The 23,433-nt window shown below is 49.3% G+C and carries 19 protein-coding genes; 3 read left to right on the plus strand and 16 right to left on the minus strand.

Translation table 11 applies throughout. From position 1 onward, the window contains the following. Window positions 1-58: 58 nt before the first annotated feature. Window positions 59-1,054, minus strand: coding sequence for a cytochrome d ubiquinol oxidase subunit II (gene cydB, locus MAQ5080_RS12610; protein WP_067211351.1), 996 nt, complete (start codon window positions 1,052-1,054; stop codon window positions 59-61). Further along, entirely contained in the window at window positions 1,054-2,460 is a 1,407-nt protein-coding gene (locus tag MAQ5080_RS12615) for a cytochrome ubiquinol oxidase subunit I (RefSeq protein WP_067211348.1), read from the minus strand. Before MAQ5080_RS12615 ends, cydB begins: the two co-directional genes overlap by 1 nt. A 305-nt stretch (window positions 2,461-2,765) precedes the next feature. Between MAQ5080_RS12615 and MAQ5080_RS12620 the strand changes: the two genes are divergently transcribed. After that, window positions 2,766-4,673 (plus strand): sensor histidine kinase, encoded by a 1,908-nt coding sequence (locus MAQ5080_RS12620; protein WP_082861111.1) that lies wholly within the window; start codon window positions 2,766-2,768, stop codon window positions 4,671-4,673. Next, on the plus strand, window positions 4,663-6,066 hold the full coding sequence (locus MAQ5080_RS12625; RefSeq protein WP_067211344.1) for a sigma-54-dependent transcriptional regulator: 1,404 nt from the start codon (window positions 4,663-4,665) through the stop codon (window positions 6,064-6,066). Before MAQ5080_RS12620 ends, MAQ5080_RS12625 begins: the two co-directional genes overlap by 11 nt. Here the strand turns inward: MAQ5080_RS12625 and MAQ5080_RS12630 are convergent. From MAQ5080_RS12630 to mbhE, 10 genes are all read right to left on the minus strand, one after another. After that, window positions 6,063-7,799, minus strand: coding sequence for an ABC transporter permease subunit (locus MAQ5080_RS12630; RefSeq protein WP_067211341.1), 1,737 nt, complete (start codon window positions 7,797-7,799; stop codon window positions 6,063-6,065). The genes MAQ5080_RS12625 and MAQ5080_RS12630 overlap by 4 nt on opposite strands. A gap of 3 nt (window positions 7,800-7,802) precedes the next feature. Beyond that, on the minus strand, window positions 7,803-9,314 hold the full coding sequence (locus tag MAQ5080_RS12635) for an ABC transporter substrate-binding protein (protein ID WP_067211338.1): 1,512 nt from the start codon (window positions 9,312-9,314) through the stop codon (window positions 7,803-7,805). A 28-nt stretch (window positions 9,315-9,342) separates the two neighbouring features. Further along, window positions 9,343-10,155 (minus strand): ABC transporter ATP-binding protein, encoded by an 813-nt coding sequence (locus tag MAQ5080_RS12640; protein ID WP_067211335.1) that lies wholly within the window; start codon window positions 10,153-10,155, stop codon window positions 9,343-9,345. After that, the gene (locus tag MAQ5080_RS12645) at window positions 10,152-10,910 is read right to left on the minus strand and encodes an ATP-binding cassette domain-containing protein (protein ID WP_067211404.1); all 759 of its coding nucleotides are present in this window, start codon (window positions 10,908-10,910) and stop codon (window positions 10,152-10,154) included. Before MAQ5080_RS12645 ends, MAQ5080_RS12640 begins: the two co-directional genes overlap by 4 nt. Before the next feature lie 148 nt (window positions 10,911-11,058). Beyond that, a complete protein-coding gene (mnhG, locus tag MAQ5080_RS12650) occupies window positions 11,059-11,376 on the minus strand; it encodes a monovalent cation/H(+) antiporter subunit G (protein WP_067211332.1) in 318 nt (105 codons plus the stop codon). Then, the gene (locus MAQ5080_RS12655) at window positions 11,376-11,654 is read right to left on the minus strand and encodes a cation:proton antiporter (protein WP_067211329.1); all 279 of its coding nucleotides are present in this window, start codon (window positions 11,652-11,654) and stop codon (window positions 11,376-11,378) included. The genes mnhG and MAQ5080_RS12655 overlap by 1 nt, the downstream gene beginning before the upstream one ends. Further along, window positions 11,647-12,123, minus strand: a complete 477-nt coding sequence (locus MAQ5080_RS12660; protein WP_067211326.1) for a Na+/H+ antiporter subunit E — start codon at window positions 12,121-12,123, stop codon at window positions 11,647-11,649. The genes MAQ5080_RS12655 and MAQ5080_RS12660 overlap by 8 nt, the downstream gene beginning before the upstream one ends. Further along, window positions 12,120-13,619 (minus strand): proton-conducting transporter transmembrane domain-containing protein, encoded by a 1,500-nt coding sequence (locus MAQ5080_RS12665; protein ID WP_067211323.1) that lies wholly within the window; start codon window positions 13,617-13,619, stop codon window positions 12,120-12,122. The genes MAQ5080_RS12660 and MAQ5080_RS12665 overlap by 4 nt, the downstream gene beginning before the upstream one ends. After that, entirely contained in the window at window positions 13,616-13,969 is a 354-nt protein-coding gene (locus tag MAQ5080_RS12670) for a Na+/H+ antiporter subunit C (RefSeq protein WP_067211319.1), read from the minus strand. Before MAQ5080_RS12670 ends, MAQ5080_RS12665 begins: the two co-directional genes overlap by 4 nt. After that, window positions 13,969-16,626 (minus strand): hydrogen gas-evolving membrane-bound hydrogenase subunit E, encoded by a 2,658-nt coding sequence (gene mbhE / locus MAQ5080_RS12675; RefSeq protein WP_197464628.1) that lies wholly within the window; start codon window positions 16,624-16,626, stop codon window positions 13,969-13,971. Before mbhE ends, MAQ5080_RS12670 begins: the two co-directional genes overlap by 1 nt. A gap of 497 nt (window positions 16,627-17,123) precedes the next feature. On the opposite strand from mbhE, the gene MAQ5080_RS12680 reads away from it, so the two are divergent. Beyond that, window positions 17,124-17,402: a hypothetical protein gene (locus tag MAQ5080_RS12680; protein ID WP_067211316.1), complete on the plus strand. Its 279-nt coding sequence runs from the start codon at window positions 17,124-17,126 to the stop codon at window positions 17,400-17,402. 75 nt (window positions 17,403-17,477) lie between these two features. Here the strand turns inward: MAQ5080_RS12680 and MAQ5080_RS12685 are convergent, their stop codons facing one another. From MAQ5080_RS12685 to MAQ5080_RS12700, 4 genes are all read right to left on the minus strand, one after another. Next, a complete protein-coding gene (locus MAQ5080_RS12685) occupies window positions 17,478-19,490 on the minus strand; it encodes a sensor domain-containing protein (RefSeq protein WP_231870842.1) in 2,013 nt (670 codons plus the stop codon). Window positions 19,491-19,880: 390 nt separating this feature from the next. Beyond that, a complete protein-coding gene (locus tag MAQ5080_RS12690) occupies window positions 19,881-20,996 on the minus strand; it encodes a DUF1513 domain-containing protein (protein ID WP_067211311.1) in 1,116 nt (371 codons plus the stop codon). 3 nt (window positions 20,997-20,999) lie between these two features. Continuing rightward, on the minus strand, window positions 21,000-22,055 hold the full coding sequence (locus MAQ5080_RS12695; RefSeq protein WP_067211308.1) for an imelysin family protein: 1,056 nt from the start codon (window positions 22,053-22,055) through the stop codon (window positions 21,000-21,002). Next, window positions 22,055-23,401: a di-heme oxidoreductase family protein gene (locus MAQ5080_RS12700; RefSeq protein WP_067211305.1), complete on the minus strand. Its 1,347-nt coding sequence runs from the start codon at window positions 23,399-23,401 to the stop codon at window positions 22,055-22,057. Before MAQ5080_RS12700 ends, MAQ5080_RS12695 begins: the two co-directional genes overlap by 1 nt. Window positions 23,402-23,433 lie beyond the last annotated feature (32 nt).

Genomic DNA, 23,433 nt, shown 5'->3' on the forward strand with positions numbered 1-23,433 from the left:
AGTAAATACAGCAAGACAAACCATTGCCATGACTTGAGCGTTTTTCTAGCCGTTTTCATTAATAGCCCTCCTGATAATCTTCGACTTTGCCAGCAAAGACTCGGTAACCCCATAGGGTGTAAGCCAAGATTAGTGGCACAAAGATAACAATACCGACCACTAAGAACTTCAGGCTAGAGTCTGGTGCCGCAGCCTCCCAAATGGTCAACTGATTCGGCATTAGGTAAGGGAATAAGCTCACCACCAATCCCACAAAACCCAGCGCAAAAATCCCTGCTGCGTACCAAAATGGGCGGATTTCATGGGCGGTATCGCTTAGTCCTTGCCAAGCTAAAACGGCGAATAAGATGCAGAGCAACGGCAGTGGGCTTAAGTACAAGAAGTTCATGCCGGCAAACCAGCGTTCACGAATGTCTTCTGATGAAAGTACCGTCCACATGCTGACGAGTAACATTGCCAGCATCACCACTAGAACCAGACGCTTTGCCAAGTAAGCGGCATGTTGTTGAATGCGACCACGGCTTTTCATGTAAAGGTAGCTTGCACCCAGTAGCGCGTAGCCTGCCATGACACTAAAGCCCGTCAAAATGGCAAAAGGCGATAGCCAATACCAACTGTCCAGCTGAATGTGGCTTGCATTGATTCCTTGTACAATCGAGCCCAAGATTAAGCCTTGGCAAAATGCCGCGGTGGCGGACCCTGCACTGAAAGCAAAATCCCAGTAAGGGCGCGAGCGGTGCGCTTTAAAACGGTATTCAAACGCCACGCCGCGAAAGATTAACGCAAACAGCATCAAGATAATCGGCAGATAAAAAGTCGATAAGATGCCCGCATAGGCCGCTGGAAAGGCGGCAAATAGCACCACGCCGCCAAACACCAGCCAGGTCTCGTTGCCATCCCATACATGCGAGATCGAGCGCATCAAATGATCACGTTCCCCCGCTTGATCAAACCATGGGTAGAGAATGCCGACGCCTAAATCAAAGCCGTCCAGTAACACATACATCAACACAGCAAAGCCAAGGATTAAGAAATAGAATAGGACCAAATCCATTATTTTACTCCGTCTTCATGTTTTAGATTTTTTACCCACGCGAGCGCGTAGCCAGGCGCTTTCATACCAATCAGTTGTTCTTCAAGATGTGTCATTGATGGAGGCCCTTTTTTAACCAGCTTGCGCATAAAGTAGAGATAGACCCCTAGCAGTAAGGTGTAGATCACGACAAAGCCGATCAGAGTAAACAGCACGCGTTCCGCAGGCAGCGGTGAGACCACTTCACTGGTGCGCACTAGGTCGTACACTAACCAAGGTTGGCGTCCGACCTCGACCACATACCAGCCCGCTAGTACCGAAATCACGCCGGATGGGGTAAACACAGCTAATGCCGCTAAGAAGGGTTTATTGCTATACAAGGTGCCACGTTTGCGCAGCCATAGGGCAAGCACGGCTAGGCCGATCATGCCAAAGCCCAACCCGACCATTACACGAAAAGACCAAAATACCAGTGGTACATTAGGGCGATCTTCAGGGGGAACGGCTTTAAGGCCCTGTACTGCGCCATCAAAGCTGTGCGTCAAAATCAAACTGCCCAAGCTTGGAATCCCCAGCTCAAAATCATTGGACTCAGTTTCCATGTTGGGCATCGCAAACAATAACAGCGGTACATGCTTTTCTTCGGCGGGCCAAATACCTTCCATCGCCGCCAGTTTAGTGGGTTGATGTTCTTTCACGTTTAAACCGTGATGATCGCCGATCAATGCTTGCAATGGTGCAAGCACCAGCGCGATCCACATGGTCATGGATAAGCCTTTTTTGGCAAACGCTGTATGCTGCTTTTTCAACAGGTAATAGGCGCTGACACCGGCGACCACAAACGTGGCGGTGATAAAGGATGCCAATAACATATGTGCTAAGCGGTAAGGCATAGACGGGTTGAAGATCACTTCAAACCAGCTGGCAACGTGGAATTGCCCATCGACAATGATGTGTCCCTGTGGGGTTTGCATCCAAGAGTTGGCGACGATGATCCAAAAAGCCGATAACCAGGTACCGATAGCGACGGTGACGGTTGAAAAGAAATGCAGCTTGCGTCCAACCCGTTGCCAGCCAAATAGCATCACGCCTAAAAAGCCGGCTTCTAAGAAGAACGCAGTCAATACTTCATAGGCCATTAGAGGCCCAAGAACAGGGCCGACGATGTCGGAGAATTTAGAGAAGTTGGTGCCAAATTCGTAGGACAAGACAATCCCAGAGACCACCCCCATACCAAAGGTAATAGCAAAGGGTTTTATCCAAAATTTAGCCAGTTGCAGATAGCGTGGATCATGGGTTTTGAGCCATAGACCTTCCCAAATTGCGATCAGGGTTGCTAAACCAATGGTGATGCTTGGGAAGATAATATGGAAGCTCACCGTAAACGCAAACTGCAGGCGAGAAAGTAACGCTGTATCGAGTTCCATAAGAGTGTCCTAGGCTTTTGAAGCAAAACGGCGTAGAGCGAGTGGTGCAATGGCGAGGCTGATGATGCTAAGTAAAACAATGGCATCAATTAAAAATTGGCTGTAATTCATGGGTGTTACCTCATCGACTGTATCGTTATTAGTGTATTGAGTTAAATCAGTTCAATTGATCTATAGCAGCAAGTGTGCCAATAAAATAATGTTTTTAAGTTATTGAAATAATTAGATAAAAAATTAAATTTGATGTGTGTGTAAACAAGGTTTACGATTTATCCAAAGTTTACAGTGTCAACGAGGTTTACGTTTTGGCCTTATCGATTGCGTTTGAGTTGTCCATCTGGGTGACCAGTGTCTGTGGTGTCTTGGTTGCGGTCTGGCTGCTATGGCGTGCCCGTCAGCAATCTGACTTGCGCGCTTTAGCAGGCTTTGCGGTGATGATGGCGCTGTGGTGTTTTGGCCACTTGGCGCTGTTTCATAATCAACAAGTGCTTGGCATGGTGCTGCTGTTGGCCAATCCGTTAATGCCGACCTTTTTCCTGCATTTCGCTCTGTTGTTTGTTAATCAAGGGGCGGCTAAACGGCCATGGTTAACTGCCATCGCTGCTCATATGCCTTGGGTGTACGCCACCAGCTTTGCCATAGTGATATACAGCATCTGGGTCGGAGCAGGGGAGACGGTTGCTTTAATCGATGGACGGCCATTTTTTGTTTTTAATACCCAAGGAGCGGTCAATCTCGCTTATACCGTATTGCTTGGCATCTTAGGTCATGGGGTGCTGATTTTGGGTTGGCAGCAGCACGCAGGCAACAAAAAGCGCTCGATCTTAGCCATGTTTGGTGTCGCGGCGTGGGGCTTGCTGTTGGCGACAAGTTTCGTATTTCCTTCCTTTGGTATTAATGTCTTTCCTTACCCCATGCTATTACTGCCGAGTTACCTGCTATTGCTAGTGTATGGGGTGGTGCGTTACCAAATGCTCGAGGTAAACCACTTTGCCAACCGAGCCTTGTTGGCGCTGGCCATGATGCTGGTGGTGCTCTGTGTGATCGCGGTATTGGGCGCTTTCTCGGGCCCCATTGGCTTACAGGCTTTGGCCACGGTGCCGATTTGGCAATTATGGCTCTATTCATTGATTGTACTGCTGATCGCAGCAGTGGTTTATCCATGGGTACGGCGCTTCAGTGAGCGCTTGGTTTTTCCTGGAGCAGTGTTAAACGAACAGATCCTAGAAAACTGGAACCGTGAGCTCAATCAAGCGGAGTCTTGGCAAGCGTTAGAAACGCAGGGCGAACAGTTGTTAGCACAGCATTTACGTCAACCTGTGGCCATTGTTCTGAATCAAAATGAAACGTCTGAAGGTCTGCAAGTTGCCGTTGAAAAAGATGCCAACGGCTGGTTTGCTCAGCCTTTACATAGCAAAGATATCAGTCCGGGGATGCGCCTCACCCTAGATGTGTTCGGTTCACTGTTTGCCACGAAATGTGCGGCGTTAGAGCGCTCTCTTGCGCTAGCCGAGGCGGAGCGCAAGCGCTTGGACGAACAGCATTTGGTGGAGCTTGGCAGTCTATCCGCCGCCATGGCCCATGAGCTGCGTAACCCTCTGAACATTATTTCAATGGCGTCCTACAATTCTCCCGCCGATACGCGCCGCCATATCCAAGAGCAGTTAGCCCGAGCAGATCGCTTAGTGAGCGATATGTTGGTCTACTCCGGCAAGCTCACGTTGCACTATCAGCCGGTGGCGTTGAAGCCATTACTCGGTAGCGTATTAAGCACCTTAAACACCGACAATGTGCTGATGACCTTGCAATTAGAAGAGGGGCTTGAACTGAGCGCTGATCCGCATCGGTTACAGCAGGTATTGATTAACCTTATTGATAATGCCTTGGCCTTTGTGCGCAACCAGAGCGATGGTTCGATTTGCGTCGAAGCCCACTATGAAGACAGCGAACTCGTGTGCCGCATTCACAATAATGGCCCCGCTCTTGACCCTAACGTTAGCCAAGATGAGTTGTTCCGCCCCTTTGTCAGTAAGCGACAAGGTGGCAGCGGTTTAGGATTAGCGATCGTGCGCCGTATCATGGATGCCCATCATGGGCAGATTCGTCATCGCGATGACTTAGGCTGGCCAGTGACCTTTGAATGCCGCTTGCCCTTAGATCCGCAAAAAACTTCAAACACGCAAACAGTAGGAGAAACACAGGATGTCGGATAACGGTTACATCTTGTTAGTAGACGATGAACCCGCCTTTCGTGAATTGGCGGGTGGTTGGTTGCGTCAGCAAGGCTTTAGAGTCAAAACGGTGGGCTCGATAGACGAAGCGCTCGAAGCGAAAAAAGGTCAAGGGCAACCGGACTTAGTATTGCTGGATTTGTCTTTACCGCCGTATTTTGATCCGCAGAAAACCTTGCTTTCGATGCCAGAATTTGAAGGCTGCCCAGTGATTATTATTACTGGTCATGCGCAGCGGGAGCTATCGCTGCAAGCGATTTCTCAAGGGGCGTGGGATTTTATTGCCAAGCCAGTGGACCCAGATATGCTGGCGGTGGTGGTGCGTCGAGCGCTGGCGAAAACGCGGTTAGAGCGTGAAGTGGCGCGCCTACAAGGCAGTGCCACAAAGTCAGGTGCTGATGCCTATATCGGTATTTCAGACAGCACCCAGCGCATTCGAGCGTTGATTGAGCGTATCGCGCCCACGGATGTGCGTGTGCTGGTGACTGGCCCATCGGGGACCGGCAAAGAAGTGATTTCCCGCGCGCTACACGATCTCAGTACTCGTTCTAAAGGGCCGTTTATCTCAGTGCACTGTGGTGCTATCCCTGCAGAGTTATTAGAAAGCGAATTATTCGGCCATGTTAAAGGGGCCTTTACGGGGGCGGATAAAGATAAACAGGGCTTATTAAAGCTTGCAGATGGCGGCACCTTGTTTCTCGATGAAATCGGCGAAATGCCGGTGCCAATGCAAATTAAGTTGCTGCGTGTGTTGCAAGAGGGCAGTTATTACCCAGTCGGTGGGCGCAGCTTAGAGCAAATTGATGTGCGAATTGTCTCTGCAACCAATGCAGACCTAGCTGAGCGAGTGCAGCAAGGGGACTTTCGCGAGGACTTATACTATCGAATCAAGGGCGTCAGCATTGAAACGCAAGCGTTGGATACGCGACCTGAAGACATCCCAACCTTGTTACAAAGTTTTTTGAGTGATCTTGAAGCCAAGCAGGGCAAACGTTATTCCCTTGCCAACGATGCTTTGCAATGGTTTCGACAGCGCCTCTGGCCAGGCAATGTACGTGAGCTGAAAAACACCCTAGAAAGCGTCGCCGCCATCAGCATGGGTGGGCAAATTACGTTGGCAGAAATTCAGCTGTTAAATTACGCTCTGGAGCCCGATCGGCCTGCAAACCTAGTCACTGAACCAGCGCCAGGTTCAGCATCGACGCCCGTTAATTTGGAACGTACTCTGGATGAACAGGTTCAGGCATTAGAAATCTCGTTGATTCAGGCAGCACTTATTAAAACCGAGCAAAATAAAACCCAAGCGGCAAAGCTACTTGGGTTATCACGTCAGGGACTGATTAAGAAGATTGAGCGTTATAAATTAGAGGCTTAATCATCAAACAGTAGGTTAATCGCGACTCCAAAGAGTACCAAACCAACAATTGGCCCCATGACACCTTGGGGGGCGCGTTCGATATAAGGCAGGTTTTCTGCAATCATCAAGCCCCACTCTGGGGTAGGTGGCTTCGCCCCAAGCCCAATAAAACTTAAAGCCGTTAAGCTCAAGGTCGTGACGGGTAAGCGCAATAGAGCGTGGCGCAGCAGTGGCGGTAAAATATAAGGCAGCAGGTAGAAGCGCAAAATGCGTACCTGGCTTGCACCCCATACCGGAGCCAAATGCGTATAAGGCTGAGCTTTGGCTTCCATAATCAAGCTTGAGCAGTGCGCTGCTAAAGGTGCCCATGACACGAGTACAATCGCAATCAAAGCGCTGTAAGGGGTCATGCCAAAGATACCCGCGATCAATAAGCCAGCAATGATGTAAGGAATGGCTTTGGTGACTTCAATAAAGCCTTGGGTGTAACGGGCAAAAAAGCCCATAAACATACCCACCAACAAGCTTAAGGCTGTAGCAATGATGCCGCCTTGGAAGGTTGAGATCATCCCCGCACCTAAGCGCGCTAAGAGGTCTCGGCCCAAGCCATCACCGCCTATCGGTGCAGCCAGGCTTGGTGATGCAAGACGGCCAAATTGTGATAGGTAAGGGTCACGGAAGGATGCCCAAACTACGACACCCAGCAAAAAGAGTAGGATGGCGATCGCTGTATTTCGCTTGCCTTTGCTTTGAGTGAAACGGAAGTTAGAGGGGGTGCTAATTAATTTACCGCTTTTTAAACTCTTGCCAAGAATGAGCTGTTGTAGGAACAAGCCAGTACAACTGATAGCAATGGAAATGGTCAATAAGATCAGTAGTCCACCTTGAAGCACTGGCAAATCTTGGGCTTTCGTGGCACCAAGAATCAGACGACCTACGCCAGGGATAGAAAAGATCTGCTCCACGGCCACCGCGCCACCGGTTAAACCAATGATGATCATGGTGATTTGTGGGATCAGACTGCTGATGGCTTTTTTTAGTGCTGATCGAATGATGAGATTGGGTGCAACATTGGCACTTAGCCAAGTGATTACCCAAGGCTCTTTAAGCACTCGCTTTAAACTGTCACCCAACAACCGGCTAAATAGACCACTGGCGGGTAAGGCTAATGCCAAGCTTGGTAACCATAGTGTTTCAAATCCTTGCCAGCCATAAGGCGGCAAGAGACCAAACCAAATGGCGAAGACCAGAATTAATACCGTCGCCACCACGTATTCAGGTAGCGAGATTAATACGGTACTAAAGCTATTGTGGTTCGAAGATTGTGAGCCTTTGCGCCAAAAGTACATGCGGTACAGCACTGCCGTACCGCACAGTACAAATGTCAGTGCTAGAGCACTGGACATCAACAACAATGAAGTCGACATGGTCTGTAGAAGCCCATCCAATACCGGAGAGTTATCGATCCAAGATCGGCCTAAGTCTCCTTGTAAGGCATTGGAAGCCCAGTCCCACAGGCGTTCGGTGGCAGTACGATCGAGCTGTAAGTCTGCTCGCACGGCCGCTAACGCTTCTGGGGTCATCAATTGTGCTTGCCCAGCGCGGGCACGCAAAATGGTTTGACTGGGGTCGATGCCGGCGATATCCGGCATCAATCCCAAGACAATCACGACTATGACAAGCGCGGCGACACGAGATAGCCAAGGCGCTAACATCGACATAGCAGGGAACAGGGTTTCTACAGAACGCATAGATTACTTAACTTCAGTAAATTGGTTGATCAAACGACGCTCACTAGGGTCACGCACCACGTTTGACACGCGGCCAGTTTCACCTTGGATAACACGCTCATGCAGCATAGGCACTGCGGCATAGTCGTTCAGGATCGCTTGTTCCGCATCGATGATGGCTTGGTTACGCTGTTTACCTAAAGGCTGTAGATCGGCATGTTTTAATGCTTGGTCAACGTCTTCAGAACAGAATTGACCTAGGTTGAAGGAGCCACTACAGCTGAAGTCACTGACCATGTAAGCAACTGGGTCACCCGAATCCAGTACCGTCGCACGAGAAAGGATAAAGGCATCGAATTTACCCGCTAGGGCATCATTTTCGATTTGTGCGTATTCACGGATGTCCAACTCAACCGCAAAACCTGCTGCTTCCAGTTGCTGTTTTAATAGCGCCGCCACTTCAGGCAGTTCCGCACGGTCAGTAAAGGTACCGATCACGATTGACTCACCGTTTGCTTTTAGGTCGTCCGCAAGCTCAGGGCGCTCAGGGCGAATAGGTGCTGCCCATGCCAAAGCAGGGCCTAACAAGCCTTCCGCGATATCCGCGTGGCCTTCGTATACCACGTTAACGATCTGCTCGCGATCAATGGCTGCCGCTGCGACTTTTCGTAGTTCGATGTCACTGAAAACGCCTGAATCACTGTTTAGGTACAGTGTGTTGGTACGCGGCATCGCCACTTCTGTTAGAAGCTCTGGGTCGATGGTCGCGATTTGAGCAACAGGAACGGCTTCTACGACGTCCGCCGTGCCAGTTTTTAGGGCCGCAGCACGGGCAAAACCGTCTGGCACGTATTCTGCGATCACTGATTCGATTTTGGCTTTTTCGCCCCAATAGTTGTCATAACGCTCTAGCTTGGCGCTGGTTGTACCATTGATTTCCAATAGTTCGAATGGACCTGTACCGGCACTAATTGGTACCACGCGACCATCTTCTTGGTACGCACTTGGCGCAAGGATCGCTAGCTGTGGGCTCGATAGACGGCTTGGTAATAGCGGATCAGCAAAAGTCGTTTTGACCTCTACTTGATAGTCACCTAGCGCACGTACTTCAAGGTCGATGCCATCCAAAATACGTGGCTTTGGTGCTGCATTGATGGCCGCTTGAAGTGAGTTAACGACGTCTTTAGCGGTTAACTTCTCACCATTGTGAAACGTTACGCCTTCGCGGATAGTGAAGTGCCAAACCAATGGTTCAACCTGTTCCCAGCTCGTTGCCAACATTGGTTGTGCTTCAGAGTCTGGTGATAAATTGACCAAGGTTTCTGCAGTGCTCCAACGTGACAGTTTAAACGCATCATCCGAAAGCGGTGATAAACCAGTACGCGGCGGCTGCATCATGGCTAGGCGGATTTCAGATACTTCTGAGGCATTCGCGTTGCTTACCGCTTCTTCCGCTTGTTTGTCAGACGAGTCAAAGCAGCCAACCAGTGGCAAGGTGAAGGCAATAGCACACGCCAATTTCGTTTTTAAACGCATGGGATGAGTCCTTATTATTAGAGATTGATTAAGAATGTTTGAGGGCTAAACAGGGTTGTGCCGCGATGAGCGCTTGAGTCACTTCATGACTCGGAGCATTCATCACTTGTTCGGTGGTATTGTGTTCAATAATTTTGCCGTGATTGAGTACCAGCATTTCGTCACATAATGCTTGCGCGGCGGTCAAATCATGAGTGACCAAAAGCAGCTTCATATTGCGGCGTTGTTTGATGGTATTGAGCAGATCAATCAAGCGCTGACGACTGACGGGATCCAAGCTACTGGTAGGCTCGTCGGCCACCAAAATTTCGGGTTCTAACACCAGTGCGCGCGCGATGGCGACACGTTGCGCTTGACCGGTCGATAATTGATTGGGCTTGAAATCGAGTAAATGCTGAGACAGGCCAACATCCGTTAGCGCTTGTTGTATGACCTGTTCGTGATCACCTTCGATCGCCATATTTTGCAGCGGCTCCGACAAGATCTTGCGAACGCTGTAAAACGGGTTCAGGCTGGTGTGCGGCTCTTGTGGCACCAAACTCATGGCCCGACAAAGCGCCACTTTATCGCTTTTCGTTTTTAAAGGAAGCTTTATACCAAAAGCTGATACATGGCCTAAAGTGGGCTTCTTGGCGCCAAATAACAGGTCAATCAGAGTCGACTTGCCTGCCCCTGATGGGCCGACAATCGCCAAGCTGGTGTGGCCAAACGTCAATGACAGATTATCCAGCGCTTTATACTCTTTGCCACCGAGCCACTTAGGCTTATTAAAGTAGGAGACACTGACTTGGTGAAAGTGAATCTGCGCCTGCGCGTTATTAAATAAAGAAATCACACTCATGCGACTAGGTCCCTCAATGAACAGCAAAATTGATGCGTGCTGGCCGCTAAGGCTTCTTTTGGTGGACCAAACGCCAACATAGTACCTTCGTCAATCAGTAGCAGTTTGTCGCATTCCAACGCGCTGTGCAGGTCATGGGTAATCAATAGACCAGCGACTTGATTGTTTTTTACGCTTTGTCGAATCAGTTTTAAGATTTCGCGTTCCGTAATCGGGTCTAATGCACTGGTAGGCTCATCTGCCACCATGATGTTGGCACTGCTCAGTAATCCTATGGCAATACAGATTCGCTGGCGTTGGCCGCCAGATAACTCACTAGGTAACTTGTTAAGTGTATCTTCTGGGGCGCTAAAGCCGAGTTGCTCAAGTAGACTGATAATCTTTTGCTTCTGAGTTTTGCTTGGCTTGGTCTTAGATGAGGTTAATGCTAGGGTCAGCTGTCCGCCAACTGACACCAAAGGGTTTAAGGCTTGTAAGGCATCTTGGAAAATAAACGCTGGGCGCTGATCAGGCTGGCGTTGGATCATCGGGATGTTATTCACTTCGACACCATTGATGGCTACGCTGCCTTGAGTGCTTAAGGTATCCGGTAAAAAGCCTGCTATAGCGCGGGTCAGCATTGACTTACCGATACCAGAAGGACCCATAATGGCAATTAACTCCCCCGCTTGCGCTTGAAAAGAAATGCCTTCAAACAGGGCTTTTTCAGGGGAGTTAATGGATAAATCACTCACGGTAAGGAAAGCAGAAGTCACAAAAATACAGCCGTTCAAGATATGTTATAATATAACGGCGTAAATTATCATTTTATCTCTGCTTCAGAAAGCGTCTCGGCCAGTTTACTAAGCAATAAATGTGAATTTAGGGTGGCATGCACGGTGTCGTGGTGCCTACATCGAGCCCTTAATTCTGCTTTTTCTGCTTACGTTTAGGATTTCGCCACATTTTATAATCTGTCTGGCGCATGGCTTTGCCTAACAAATGGGCCGCGATAGGCGAGGTCAGGAAAATAAACAGCATAGTGCCTAAGGTGCGTGAGATAACTGTCGTCTCAGGGATGGCAATAGCCACCGCGACGAGGAGCGAGGCGATCCCTAAAGTGCCTGCTTTGGTGGCTGCGTGCATACGGGTATAAAGGTCCGGCATGCGCAACACCCCTAAACTAGCAGTTAAGGTAAACAAGGTCCCAATGCATAAAAGAATAGCGACGAGTATGTCCATTACTGTTCTCCTGTGCGTTTAACGATCAAACGAGCAAAGGCAATGGTGCCAAGAAAGGCAACCAACCCCAACGTGATGGCAATGTCTAACAAGGTCTGTTGGCCACTGTCGAGGGTATAGACGGCAATGAAACCAATGGTCACAAAGGAAATCAGATCCAGTGACACCACCCGGTCAGCCAAGGTGGGGCCCACCACTAAGCGTATCAATGCCATAACAACGCTGAGCAACAAGCCTGCGTAGGCGAACGAGATACTCCACTGCAACCAGTCAACCACGGGTCACCTCCAAAATTCGTCTTTCCAAACCGTCTTTGATATCGCGAATGACCGCTTCATGCTCTGGGGCAAACATGGCATGTACCACCAGATGCTTTTTATCTGGGGTGACGTCTAAGCTTAATGTGCCCGGGGTGAGAGAAACCATGTTGGCTAACAGAGTAATTTCTAAGTCGGATTGGGCATCCAGCGGCACATAAATAATATCTGGCTCACTTAAATGGGTGGGCGTGATCACATCCCACACGACTTTAAGCACCGATACCACTAGCTCATAGAAGAAATACAGCAGCAAGCCAACGGCGGCACTGAATACGCGAAAGTAACTGTTCTTAATGCCAAACGGTTGACTTAATCGCAGCGCGAAAAAGCCTGCCACAAAGCCAAGCACAAAGTTGATGCTGCTGTAGTTACCACTTAGCAACATCCAGCTCAGAGCGAGGAACAGGTTGAGGAAAAAGTAAATCATGGTGCACCTCCCAGAACGGCTTGGATGTAGGCGTCAGGCACCAATAGCTGCTGCGCGGCGTGCTCTGCGAACTGATAGAAAGGCTCCGCGACCAGGCCGATCAGCAAGCTGAGGGCTGCCAACATCACGATAGGAAGGCTGTACAAATACAGCGTCGCTCGACTCAAGGCCTTGCTCTCAAGTTCATCATTCGTTGGCTTTTTCCAGAACGCCTCGTTCCAGATTTTGCTCATGGAAAAAATGGTCAGTAAGCCAACTAATAATGCCGTCGCCGCGAGCCAATAGTCGCTCGTTTGTAAGCTTGCCTTGATGACGATAAATTTGCCCCAGAAGCCTGATAAGGGGGGAAAACCTGCCAGAGAAAAGGCGCTGATAAAGAACAAAAAGGCCAGCCAAGGCATGGCTTTGTAGGCACCGCCCAATTGTTTCAGGTGACTGGTGCCGTAGCGGCGCTCAATCAAACCGCCAATCAAAAACAGGTTCGCTTTGACCAAGATGTGGTGCACGACATAAAAAATGGCGCCAGCAATGGCCAAGGGGGTGTAGACCGCCAAGCCCATGATCATATAGCCGATTTGGCTGATGATATGAAACGACAGGATCTTTTTGATATCAAACTGACTTGCGGCGCCCAACACCCCAGTTAACATGGTTAAGGCGGCCACCCACATCAAAGTGCTTTGCCAGCCACTTTCATGCAGTGGGAAGACGAGCGTAAACACGCGCATCAAAGCGTAAACCCCCACCTTGGTCAGCAGGGCCGCAAACAAAGCCACTACAACATTAGGCAACGTGTGGTAAGACGCAGGCAGCCAAGCAAACAATGGGAACAATGCTGCTTTGATGGCGAAGGCAAACAGAAACAGACCGCTTAACAACACTTGCGACTCTGGCGCAATCAAGGCTGCTTTAGTATTTAAGTCGGCTAAATTTAAGGTACCCGTGGCACCGTAGAGAAGACCAATGGCCAGGAGGAAGAATAGGGTGGAGATCAAATTCAACACCACATATTTTAAGGCCCCATCGATCTGAGTCTTATTGGCATCAAGGATCATCAGACCAAAAGATGCAATCAGCATGACCTCGAACCAAACATAGAGGTTGAAAATATCGCCGGTCAGAAAAGCACCGTACACCCCCGCCAGCAGCACATGCATCAGTGCGTGGTAAGCGGTATAGGAATGCTTAGTGCGAATGTCAGCCATGGCATAAAAGACACTGATCGCACCGATGATGGCGGTAATCAGCACCATGGCAACGGTCAAGAAGTCGGCCACGAAGACAATCCCGAACGGTGCTTGCCATTGGCCAAAGGCCACCGCTTGCGGGCCATTGAGAATCACCTCATAGGTTAACAAGGCCGCAACAACCAAAGTAGCGCATACGCTTGTGGCGCTGATGAGGTCACAGAGCCATTTTCTACGTTGGCAGGTAAATACTGCCACTGCCGTCAGGAGCGACAATACAACGGGCAGCGTGAGCCAAATAGTCGTCATTCATCCTCCTCAGAACGTTTCATATCATCCACATCGGCTGAGCCAGTTTGATAATAAGCGCGGTAAAACAGCAATAAAGCAAAAATCAGCAAGCCAAAGCCAATGACAATCGCTGTCAGGATCAACGCCTGTGGTAAAGGATTGGCTGCTCCGTCTGGGGGCAGCGTGGCGTCAGCTCCGATCAAAGGTAATAGCCCAGGTGTTAAGCGCCCAGCGGTGAAGATGGCTAGGTTTAACGCGCTGCTAAGCAGGATAAGACCAAATAACACTCGTAAAACGTGGCGTTCCAGCAGCAAATAAATACCGGCGGCGACTAACACGCCCACCACTAAGCTCCATAAAACTTCCATCAGTCGAGTACCTCATTGACACGTAATAAGATTCCCATTACTCCGCCAATGATGGCGAAATAAATACCCACATCAAATAGTAGCGGCGTGCCCAATGGCAGCACGTCTTTCCACCACAAACCGGTCAGGAACGGCAAATGGAAAGCCATGCTTAGGAGTCCGGCAATAAAGCTCAAGCAGATACCAAACATGGCAATGCCCATCGGCGAATAGTGTAAACGGTCCCGCACGTACTTAGGCGACTTGGCAAACATCAGCAGCGCTAGACCAATGACTGCAATCAGCGCTCCAATAAAGCCTCCGCCCGGTTCATTGTGGCCGCGCATCAACAAGTACACAGAGAACACCAGCATTAACGTCGAAACGATCTGTGCTGTTGTGGTGAAAATCAGAGAGTGAACGGGGGCACGTTTGTAATTTTGACTGCTTAACAAACTGATCGCGGCAATCCCTGCGATGACCACGACAATCATTTCCCCTAAGGTATCGATGGCACGGAAGTCCACTAAGATGACATTCACAATGTTGCGGCCATGGCCTTCTGGCAGGCTGTTGTTGGCAAAGAACTGCGCCAACGTCGGATCCAAAGGTTGTGCGGTAATGTTGATTAGCAAGGCGGACACAGACAAGCCAACGCCCCCCGCAATCACGGCATGCAACAGGCGGCGTTTTTTAGAGTGGCGTACCACCGTCGTCAGCCTTGGCATGTGACGCATCAGTAAGACCACAAACACCACCATTAAGGTTTCCACCAACAGCAAGGTTTTGGCGACGTCGGCCGCACTGTACAGCATAAATACCAAGGTGGTCATAAAACCCACCATGCTAAGGGACGCGACGGCTAATAGGCGCGAGTGGGATAAGGTACAAACTAGGGCCGCCGAGATCAGCAAGAGCGCGATGGCAATTTCATAGAAGTTGAGCTGGAACAGTTCCATTAACCGTTCGGGGGCAATCATCAATGGCTGACTGAGTAGGATAACCGCCAACACTACGCTGAACATTAGTACGTAGTTGCTCAGACGCTTTTGCTGTAAACAACGTGTCTGCCAGGTCGCTAGGCGCATTAAGCCGTTCATGATCAGATCGAAAACAGCTTCCGCGTTGGGCAAGATCGCTTTCTTTTGTTTGGCTAACCAGCGTGGGTAGAGGGCGTAAACGGCTCCCCCTAACAGCAGGGTCAGCACACTTAATAACAACGGCAGGTTAATACCATGCCAAAACTTACTGGCATCAGGCGTGGCCGCAGGCAAACTTGATATCACCCCTGGAATAATGATCTGACTGTTGAGCCAGCCAAGTCCCAACACCGGCGCCGCGACACTGCCTACGGCAAGCAACATGGCTGGCAGCCATAAGCCTTTCGACGACTCAACTTGCTTGACGACAATGGGTTCTCGTTGGTAATTGGCAAAGAACGGCTTGTAAATAATGGCAATGGCAAGGGCCACCATAAACACGTTGGCCAGCATTAACACTGCTGTGATCAGGCCACTGGCTTCCAGTCCTGACTTGTACATATATTCCTTGCTTAAGAAGCCCAGCAATGGCGGTACGCCAGATTTCGACAGGGCGGCCAAGATGGCGGCCACCAAACTGAGCACCAACACCGCACGTAGGCCGTGCAACTTTCTGATGTCGCGTGTACCAGTGGCCTTATCGATATTGCCCACCACCATAAATAAAGCGGCTTTATAAAAGGAATGCGCCAAGATGAATAGTAGCGCTGCGGTGAGGGCAAACTCAGTGCCAATACCGATCAGCAGTACCAGCTCCCCTAGCGCCACATTGGTGCTGTAAGCCAGCATTAACTTTAAATCGGTTTGTTTGATTGCTAAGAGAGCGCACCAAATAGCAGTAAACCCACCCACTATCACTAAGGCGTAGAACCAAACCTCACTATCTGAGTAAACCGGAGACAGCCGAGCCAGCAGGTACACCCCAGCTTTGACCATGGTCGCAGAATGCAGGTAGGCGCTCACCGGCGTTGGCGCCGCCATGGCATTCGGCAGCCAGAAGTGGAATGGGAACTGGGCCGACTTGGTGAACACACCCAACAAAATCAAAAGCAGGGAAGTCACAAACCATGGATGATCGGCAATTTGCTCGGTTTGTTGCAGGATGACACTGACTTCGTAACTGCCCGCCATCTGGCCAAGAAAGATTAAGCCAGCTAGGAAGGCTAATCCGCCGGCACCTGTGACCAACAGTGATTGCAGTGCCTTTTTGCGTGATTCGTTTTGTTCGTGGTTAAAACCAATCAGTAAATAGGAGGTAATGGTGGTGAGTTCCCAAAACACAAACAGCAGCAGAATATTATCGCTGGTCACCAACCCCAGCATGGAAAGCATAAACAGCGTCAGATAGAGGTGAAAGGAAAAACGGCCCCCGTCACCACGCATATACGCCAGCGCATAGAATTGTATCAATGCGCCAATGCCAGTTATTAAGCCTGCAAACAGAAAGGACAGACCATCCAAGCGAAAGCTTAAGTTAATATCAAGCCCTGGGATCCAATGACCTTGCCAACTCACGCCTTCAGGCTGATACCAGCTTAAAATGCTGAACAGCAAAACAATTGGTATTAATGGAAAAATGAGCAACGAGACGTGCTTTTGCGAGTTCGGTGTTTCGGGACTATCGGTAATGTTATCCACTATTTCCCTCCAAAACATAACCTTGGTGCAATGCAATCTAACGTTTAGACCTTTAGTGCTGTAAGAGTTTCCCTAATGAATCAAAAAAAACGAAATTTTGGGCATTAAATCCAGTACGTGGAATCTTGAGAAATGGACCATTGAAAGGCGGCGGCTTAACGATATTTTTTTGCTGCATAAGCATTGATCACTTACTTCGAAAGTAGACTCAGATTGCCATTTATTCAAGTGGCTAAAGGGGAAGTGCAGCGCCTAAACAGTGTTTGGAAGGCATTGGTTTCGTTGAATTTTACTCTGTGATGGAAGATTTCAGCGGCATGATGTAGGGGGATATCAAACAGGCATTCTGATGGACCATGGATGGTGATCAGTGAGGTCATGAAGGGGCAGGACACGAGCGCCTAGCGTGGCGTGCACGTCAGCTCTCATTTTGTTGCATTCTCTCTAGATAGCCAATGTGCTTTAATATGCGAAAGAAAATTGGTCTGAGGTTGGTTATGGCGAAGTTTGTTTTCTCAAAAGCATTAAAATTGGTATCGGTGGCGCTATTGGCGTCTTCCACGTTGGCGGTCAACGCAGCGGAACGTGAAGCCGATGATTGTACAGAACGACTTGAGAAGTACTTAACCACCCTGCGTGACAATGTGGCTTCTGATTACATTGCACCGCGCCAAAAAGAAGCCTCACAGAAGCTGCTTGATAAAGCCGCGCGCTTGAAGGCCAACACCGAGTACCATTACACCGATTGTGCTGTATTTGATAAATTATTGTTCTAATAATGTCGAACACTTAGCATTAAAAAAGCTGGCCTAGGCCAGCTTTTTTAATGCGCCAAAGACCCCATAACCTGCTTAGTAGACCATGCGTAATTGCTTGGCTTTTTCATGTTGGTTGCAGGTCCACTCTGAAATCGGTGAAGGCTTGCCGAAGTAGTAGCCTTGTAAGGTATCACAACCCAAACCAATCAAAAGGTTGGCTTGTTCACGGGTTTCAATCCCTTCGGCAATGACGCTCATATTCAGGGATCTGGCCAGTTGCACCGTGGATTTAACAATGTCTAGGTGACGTTTGTCATCGGGTAGTGGCGCGACAAAACGGCGATCAATCTTAAGAATGTTGGCGGGAATGTCGATCAGTTGGCCCATGGACGCTTGTCCGGTACCGAAGTCATCAATGGCAATGGAATAGCCATACTGAGACAGGGCGCGCAGACGTTTATGAATGAGTGGGTTCGTCATCACTGGGCTGGTTTCAGTGATTTCCAGCTCCAGCATTTCACTCAGCCATGGCCGTTCCGACGTCATCGACATCATCAGAGCAAAGAAGACATCGTTCATGAGTTCTTGGCCGGCAAGGTTAAAGGCAATCGGTGTCTTAATGCTTTCCGCATGCCATTCTTCTAACACTGCGACCAACTGTTTGAGCAAATTCTCAGCCAGCTTAGGTAGTAGACCTAACTCTTCGGCGAGTTTGATGAACACGATTGGCGACACAAAGGTGCCGTCTTCCAGCTGCCAGCGCGCCAAGGCTTCAAACGAGCGAATGTCACCAGATGACACCACCTGAGGTTGCAGCCATAACTGGATCTGTTTGTTTTTAATCGCTTCGCCTAGTGCTAGGCCTAATTTGTGCTCTTGGATGAGTTTCGCTTCCAGTTGTTGATCAAAGAAAGCGATACGTTCTGCTGAGGTGGAGTATTCCAAGGCCATTTCACAGCGCTCAAGAAGCTCTTCGGCGGTTTCTCCTTCATTCTGGTAATAGGCGACACCGATCTGATAGTCGATATTGAGCACATCATCGCCAATGCGGATTTGTTCCGGTAAGACCGACTTTATGAGCGTACGCAGATTACGTTGAATCAGATAGGTTTGTCCCACCGGCATAAAACAGGCGAATTTCACACCACGTAAACGGCCAGAGATGGTTTTGTCAGATAGGCGCGATTGCAGGGTGCGGGAGAAATTAAGAATCACACGGTTCGCTTGATCACGGCCATATTGCTTATTTAGCAGCTTAAACTGACTGATGCGGATGATGAACATCGCGCCGGTGTAATAGTCCGATACATTGTGAATGCGATGATTCACCTGATTGCAAAAATTCTGATGGTTTGGAAGACGTGTCAGTGAGTCAAAGTGCGCTAAGCGAGAATTGGTTTGTTGCGTGTTCTCAAGCTCTTCGGTCAGGGCACGCAGATGAGTGATGTCCTGTAGATGAAGCACATAATGGCCATGGGTGGTTAGGCTAGAGCGGTGTACTTCCAAAAAATTTTTGGTGTTCGACTTTAATACGCACTCAGACACATTGCTTTGCCAAAAGAAACGGTTCGATGAATCTGAGATGGAGGCAATCCAATCATTGATTTTAGTGCCTTCGATCGCCTCACAGGCAACGCTTGGAAACAGATCCAACGCTTTCTGGTTCAGCTTAATAATGACACCGCGTTTATCACACAGCAGGGTCGGCGTGCCCGTATGTTCGAAGATCTCTTCGTACAAATCCGAGTGGTGGTTAATGCTTTTGGCCAGCTCTTTAAGGCGGTTAATACTGCGTTGCAAGGTTTTGATCAAGCGCGAAATGGCCATCGGCAAAGCCACATTGAACAATGCGAAGACCAACAATTGAGCGTATAAACCACTGAAAGTGGTGCTTGTGAGGGCTGCGGAGCCGACACTCTGAGAAAGGTGTAGGCTCATAGCAAGCGTGATTAGATTGGCCACGCTAAAGAATAAAGAAACCTTAAAACGATAAAACAGTCGTGTTAGCAGTGGCAACGAATAGAGCAAAATAACGCCAAGCTGTAAACTACTGCTCTGTTCTGAAAAGCCGACCAGCACCACTCCCGACACAGCGATAGTCGCCATTAATATCAGTGAAGCATGTCGGTCAAAATTTCTAGAGGAGGCAAGCAGTAGGATCAACAGGAGTGAACAGCCGATCCCCGAGGCGGTAACGAGGTAAGCGGAATCGGTACCATCTAATAAAAGGGTACTGTGAAGAGTGAACGCTGACACAACTAATAAGCTTGCACTTAGCAAAATTCGCAGTGCGCTTATACGGAAGCTTTTAGGATCCCCAGACTCGTGCTCAGCGTCATCAATTACAAAAAACTGCTTTAAAAAGTTTAATAACATCAAACTACTACAATCAGATTCGTGGTCGCTATAACAGCACGAAATGTGCAAGCTAACCCATCAACATTACCGAAAAAAACTGCGTCTGACCATCCTGAGTATGATGCAATTTGTTAAAACTTATATATTTATGTCAATTCGCCTCAAATGATTATCCCAATGAATGTCGGCGAGTTGATTCAGCTGGCTAATATTCTGTGTACGCGGTGTTGAAATCAACTGTTTACCTGTGCCACTGGTCAAGACAAACTGATCTTTCTTATTTGTTGCAACCAAACCGCACACATCACGGCAATTATCCACACCAAGAAAGGCTCTTGTTGGTACATCCCAATAGGCAACAAAGCCGCCCCGTGGGGTGCTGATGGCTAACGTTTTACCACTCTTGTCGAAACACACACTGCCGCAGTACTGTTTGAAACGCGCGCGAACGTGTTCAGGCATGTCCAAGTATTCGAGGGCATCCGAATCGACCGAGGCGAGGGCGACCAATGGCACCTTGTCCCATAATTCGCCTTGGTATTGAAAGCCTAACGCGACCACTCCTTGAGCATTCACATCGAGATGGCGAATGCTCAACTGATGCAGAGATGGCTCATGTTGAGCTTGGTTGATCACACTACCGTCTGATAATGACAGAAATGTTACATTTGGGCTCATGGAGTCTAAGTTCATGATCTCTCGATCATTATCGGGATGGGTACGCAGGCCTCCATTGGCAATGACAAGGGTATCTGGGGTTAATAATACCGATTCATGGGGGCCAATCCCGCCGCTGCTGTATTCGTTTAATACCTGTCCCTCTGGCCAGGCACGAACCACGACTTTTCCGGCGCCAGTAGGGAAATGGTTCTCTTGTGTGATCAAACGTGTGCCATCTTGAGAAAACACTGCATGGCCATAAAAGTGGTGTTCCGCTAATGGCTCAATGCGCTGGATGGCTTGTCCGGTGAAGGGATTGAAAAAATCCATATAAAAGCCAGGGCGGCGGGCCACAGCACCGACCACGGAATGGGTCGGGTGCACCACCGGGGCATGGGCGCGATCAGGCAATGGCATCGACCAAAGTAATTTGCCATGACTGCCAAACGCGCCAATAAAATGCTCCGTTTTACTTTTCGAAAACGCTGAAAAAAACAGCTCGCCTTGGGCTTCAATGGGCATACTCGAAGCCCAAGTCGGGATTGATAGGGCGGCCAAAGACGAGGCCAGAAACGCGCGACGACTTAGCTGCATAGATCAATCTCCGTCACGGCTGTTAAAACCAATTTGGAAGCCCATGGAGGTGACCAAGTTGGTCAGCTGTGTTTGGCTATTGGAAATAGACTGTACCAATGGCTTCGCCATCTCCACACGTTCGGCCTGAGTGTATTGCCCTGTGAAATAGTCCTTTGGTAATTGCAGTGCCAGTTTAACGTTATCTGCCAATGCCGCTTCCAATGCCTGTGCGAGCTCGGGTTGTTCGGCCATGGCGGTATCAAATAGCGATGGCTGACCGAGATGGTACAGGGTGCGGTAAGCTTTTAGGTTGGTCTCGATAGCCGGCAGGGATTGTTCACTGCGGTAAAACTCGGCTAGTTTTAAGTTTGGCTGGCCTTTGTAACCAATGGGGGTCTCTAACTTGGCATCTTTGACCACCGACATATGTTCTAGCCATTGTTGTACCAGTAACTCAACAACCAAATGTTCGGCGCTCTCGGTTGAGCCTTCTTCTGGGAAAATCCAATCGGTGGCTTTGCTTTGCTGCCATTGCGTAAGCACGTCATGAGTGGTCTGTGCGTGATGACGACTGATGGCCTCCAAGACTTCACAGTCACTGGGCTTGCGAATGACGTTGAAATCACCATGGTACAGAAGCGATTCGATGGCGGTCATACCACGCACGGCAATGCTGGCGGAAGTCCAGAATTTTGGCGTTGTCATGGTGCTTGGGTCCATGCTTAAAGTGCGCAATTGGCGCTGAGTGACCCCTTTCTTATCGGGCCAGTATTCGTAGGCGTAGTAGCGCATAAAGTAGGTGACAGGGCCGAAGTTTAACCACTGTACCTGTTGCCAATGGGCAAGGTTGTCATTAAAAGCCTGCTTGGCAGTGGCTAAATTGGCGCTGTTAGGCGCAGCACAAAGGGTCGCGGTGGCATCGGCTAAGGCGTTTGCACTGCTGCTAAAGCTTTCATACTTTGGCACTATGTACTGGGATTGCATTTGCTCGAGTGTATCGTCCCATTGGTTGGCGAAGGCAGAGCTTGCCGCCAGCAAAGCGGCCGTTGCTGTGAGGGCTTTTTTCGTCATTGACATCAGAGTGACTCCAAAAATCTTATAAATAAGGTACGTTGCTTGGCATTGAGGGATTTGTAGGCCTCTTTGCTGGCTTGAGCTTCGCCCCCGTGCCACAAAATGGCTTCTTCGATGGTGCGTGCTCGGCCGTCATGTAGATAGCCATTGCGGCTAGAGACTTGTTCAGAAAGTCCTATGCCCCAAAGTGGCGCGGTACGCCACTCTTGTGGGTCTGCATTGAGGACCGGAAAGTCATTGGCAAGGTCGGGACCCATGTCGTGCAGTAGCATATCAGTAAACGGGTAAAAGTCTCTATTCGACAAGACCTTATATTGCGATGAGCCGGTCGTCAGTTTGGCGCGATGGCAGCTTGCGCAATGTGCGTCATCAAATAGCTTTTTGGCTTCTTTAAACCATGGCTGATCAAGGTTACGCATCGCCGGCGGGCGACTGAGGGCTAAGTAAAGGTCCAGCAGACGAGATTGCTCAACCCCGACTTCCAAATTATCAATGTGCTGACTGTTACCATTAGGCGCTATCATACAGTCTGTTTGCTGCGCGGTGCAGTCACCACTGGCAAGCGGAAACAACGGGGTAGAGAGGCCAATATCGCCATTAAAAGCAGATTGGTTTTGTGCTGTTAGTGTGCTGACACTGGCTTTGTGACCAAATTTCCCCAGCTGTTTAACCCCCTGGTGCTCAATCCAGTTTGCTTTACCACTGATACCATCTTGGTCGGCATCTTCAATGTCTTGATACTCTAAAATCAGTGTGCTATTCACCGCATCTAATAAGCCCATGCCCACCAGTGGCGGCGACACTCGCATGGAGAAGCCCGTGTCTTGTTGAAACTCACCATAGTTTAACTGGGTCCATGTAATGCTCGGCTTACGCAGGGTCACACTGTAGCCATCTGGAAAGCTTTCGATCCGCTCTTGCCATTCAATGCGATAATTGCCTTCCGGCTGGATATTGGTGGCGCTTAATGGATGGAATTGTCGACCATACATGGCATCGCCCACCACACCATTTAAGGAGGTTTGGCTTTTACTGCCAAGACGAATAAAGAAAGAGGGCACTTCACTGCCAAGTTGGTCTGCTGTTGGGGCATGGCCACGGCCACTGTTGATGTGGCAGCTGTGGCAGGAGCGGGCATTGAAAAGTGGTCCTAAGCCATCGCTGGCCGTGGTCGACGAGGGTGAGGGAACCCAAAAGCGCTCAAATACGCTTTCGCCAAGGAAAAACTCATGTTTGAGCTCGCCTGGCATATTTGAAAAAGGTTGTTTGTAGGCATCACTGTCAGCTACTGATGCGATTGCGAACGAAGAGCAAGTCAGTGACAGTAGAAAACGCGTTAATAGGGCCATGGTGTAGATCTTCTTAACGACAAAAGGGGCGA

Source organism: Marinomonas aquimarina (assembly GCF_900089755.1).
Classification (GTDB): Bacteria; Pseudomonadota; Gammaproteobacteria; order Pseudomonadales; family Marinomonadaceae; genus Marinomonas; species Marinomonas aquimarina.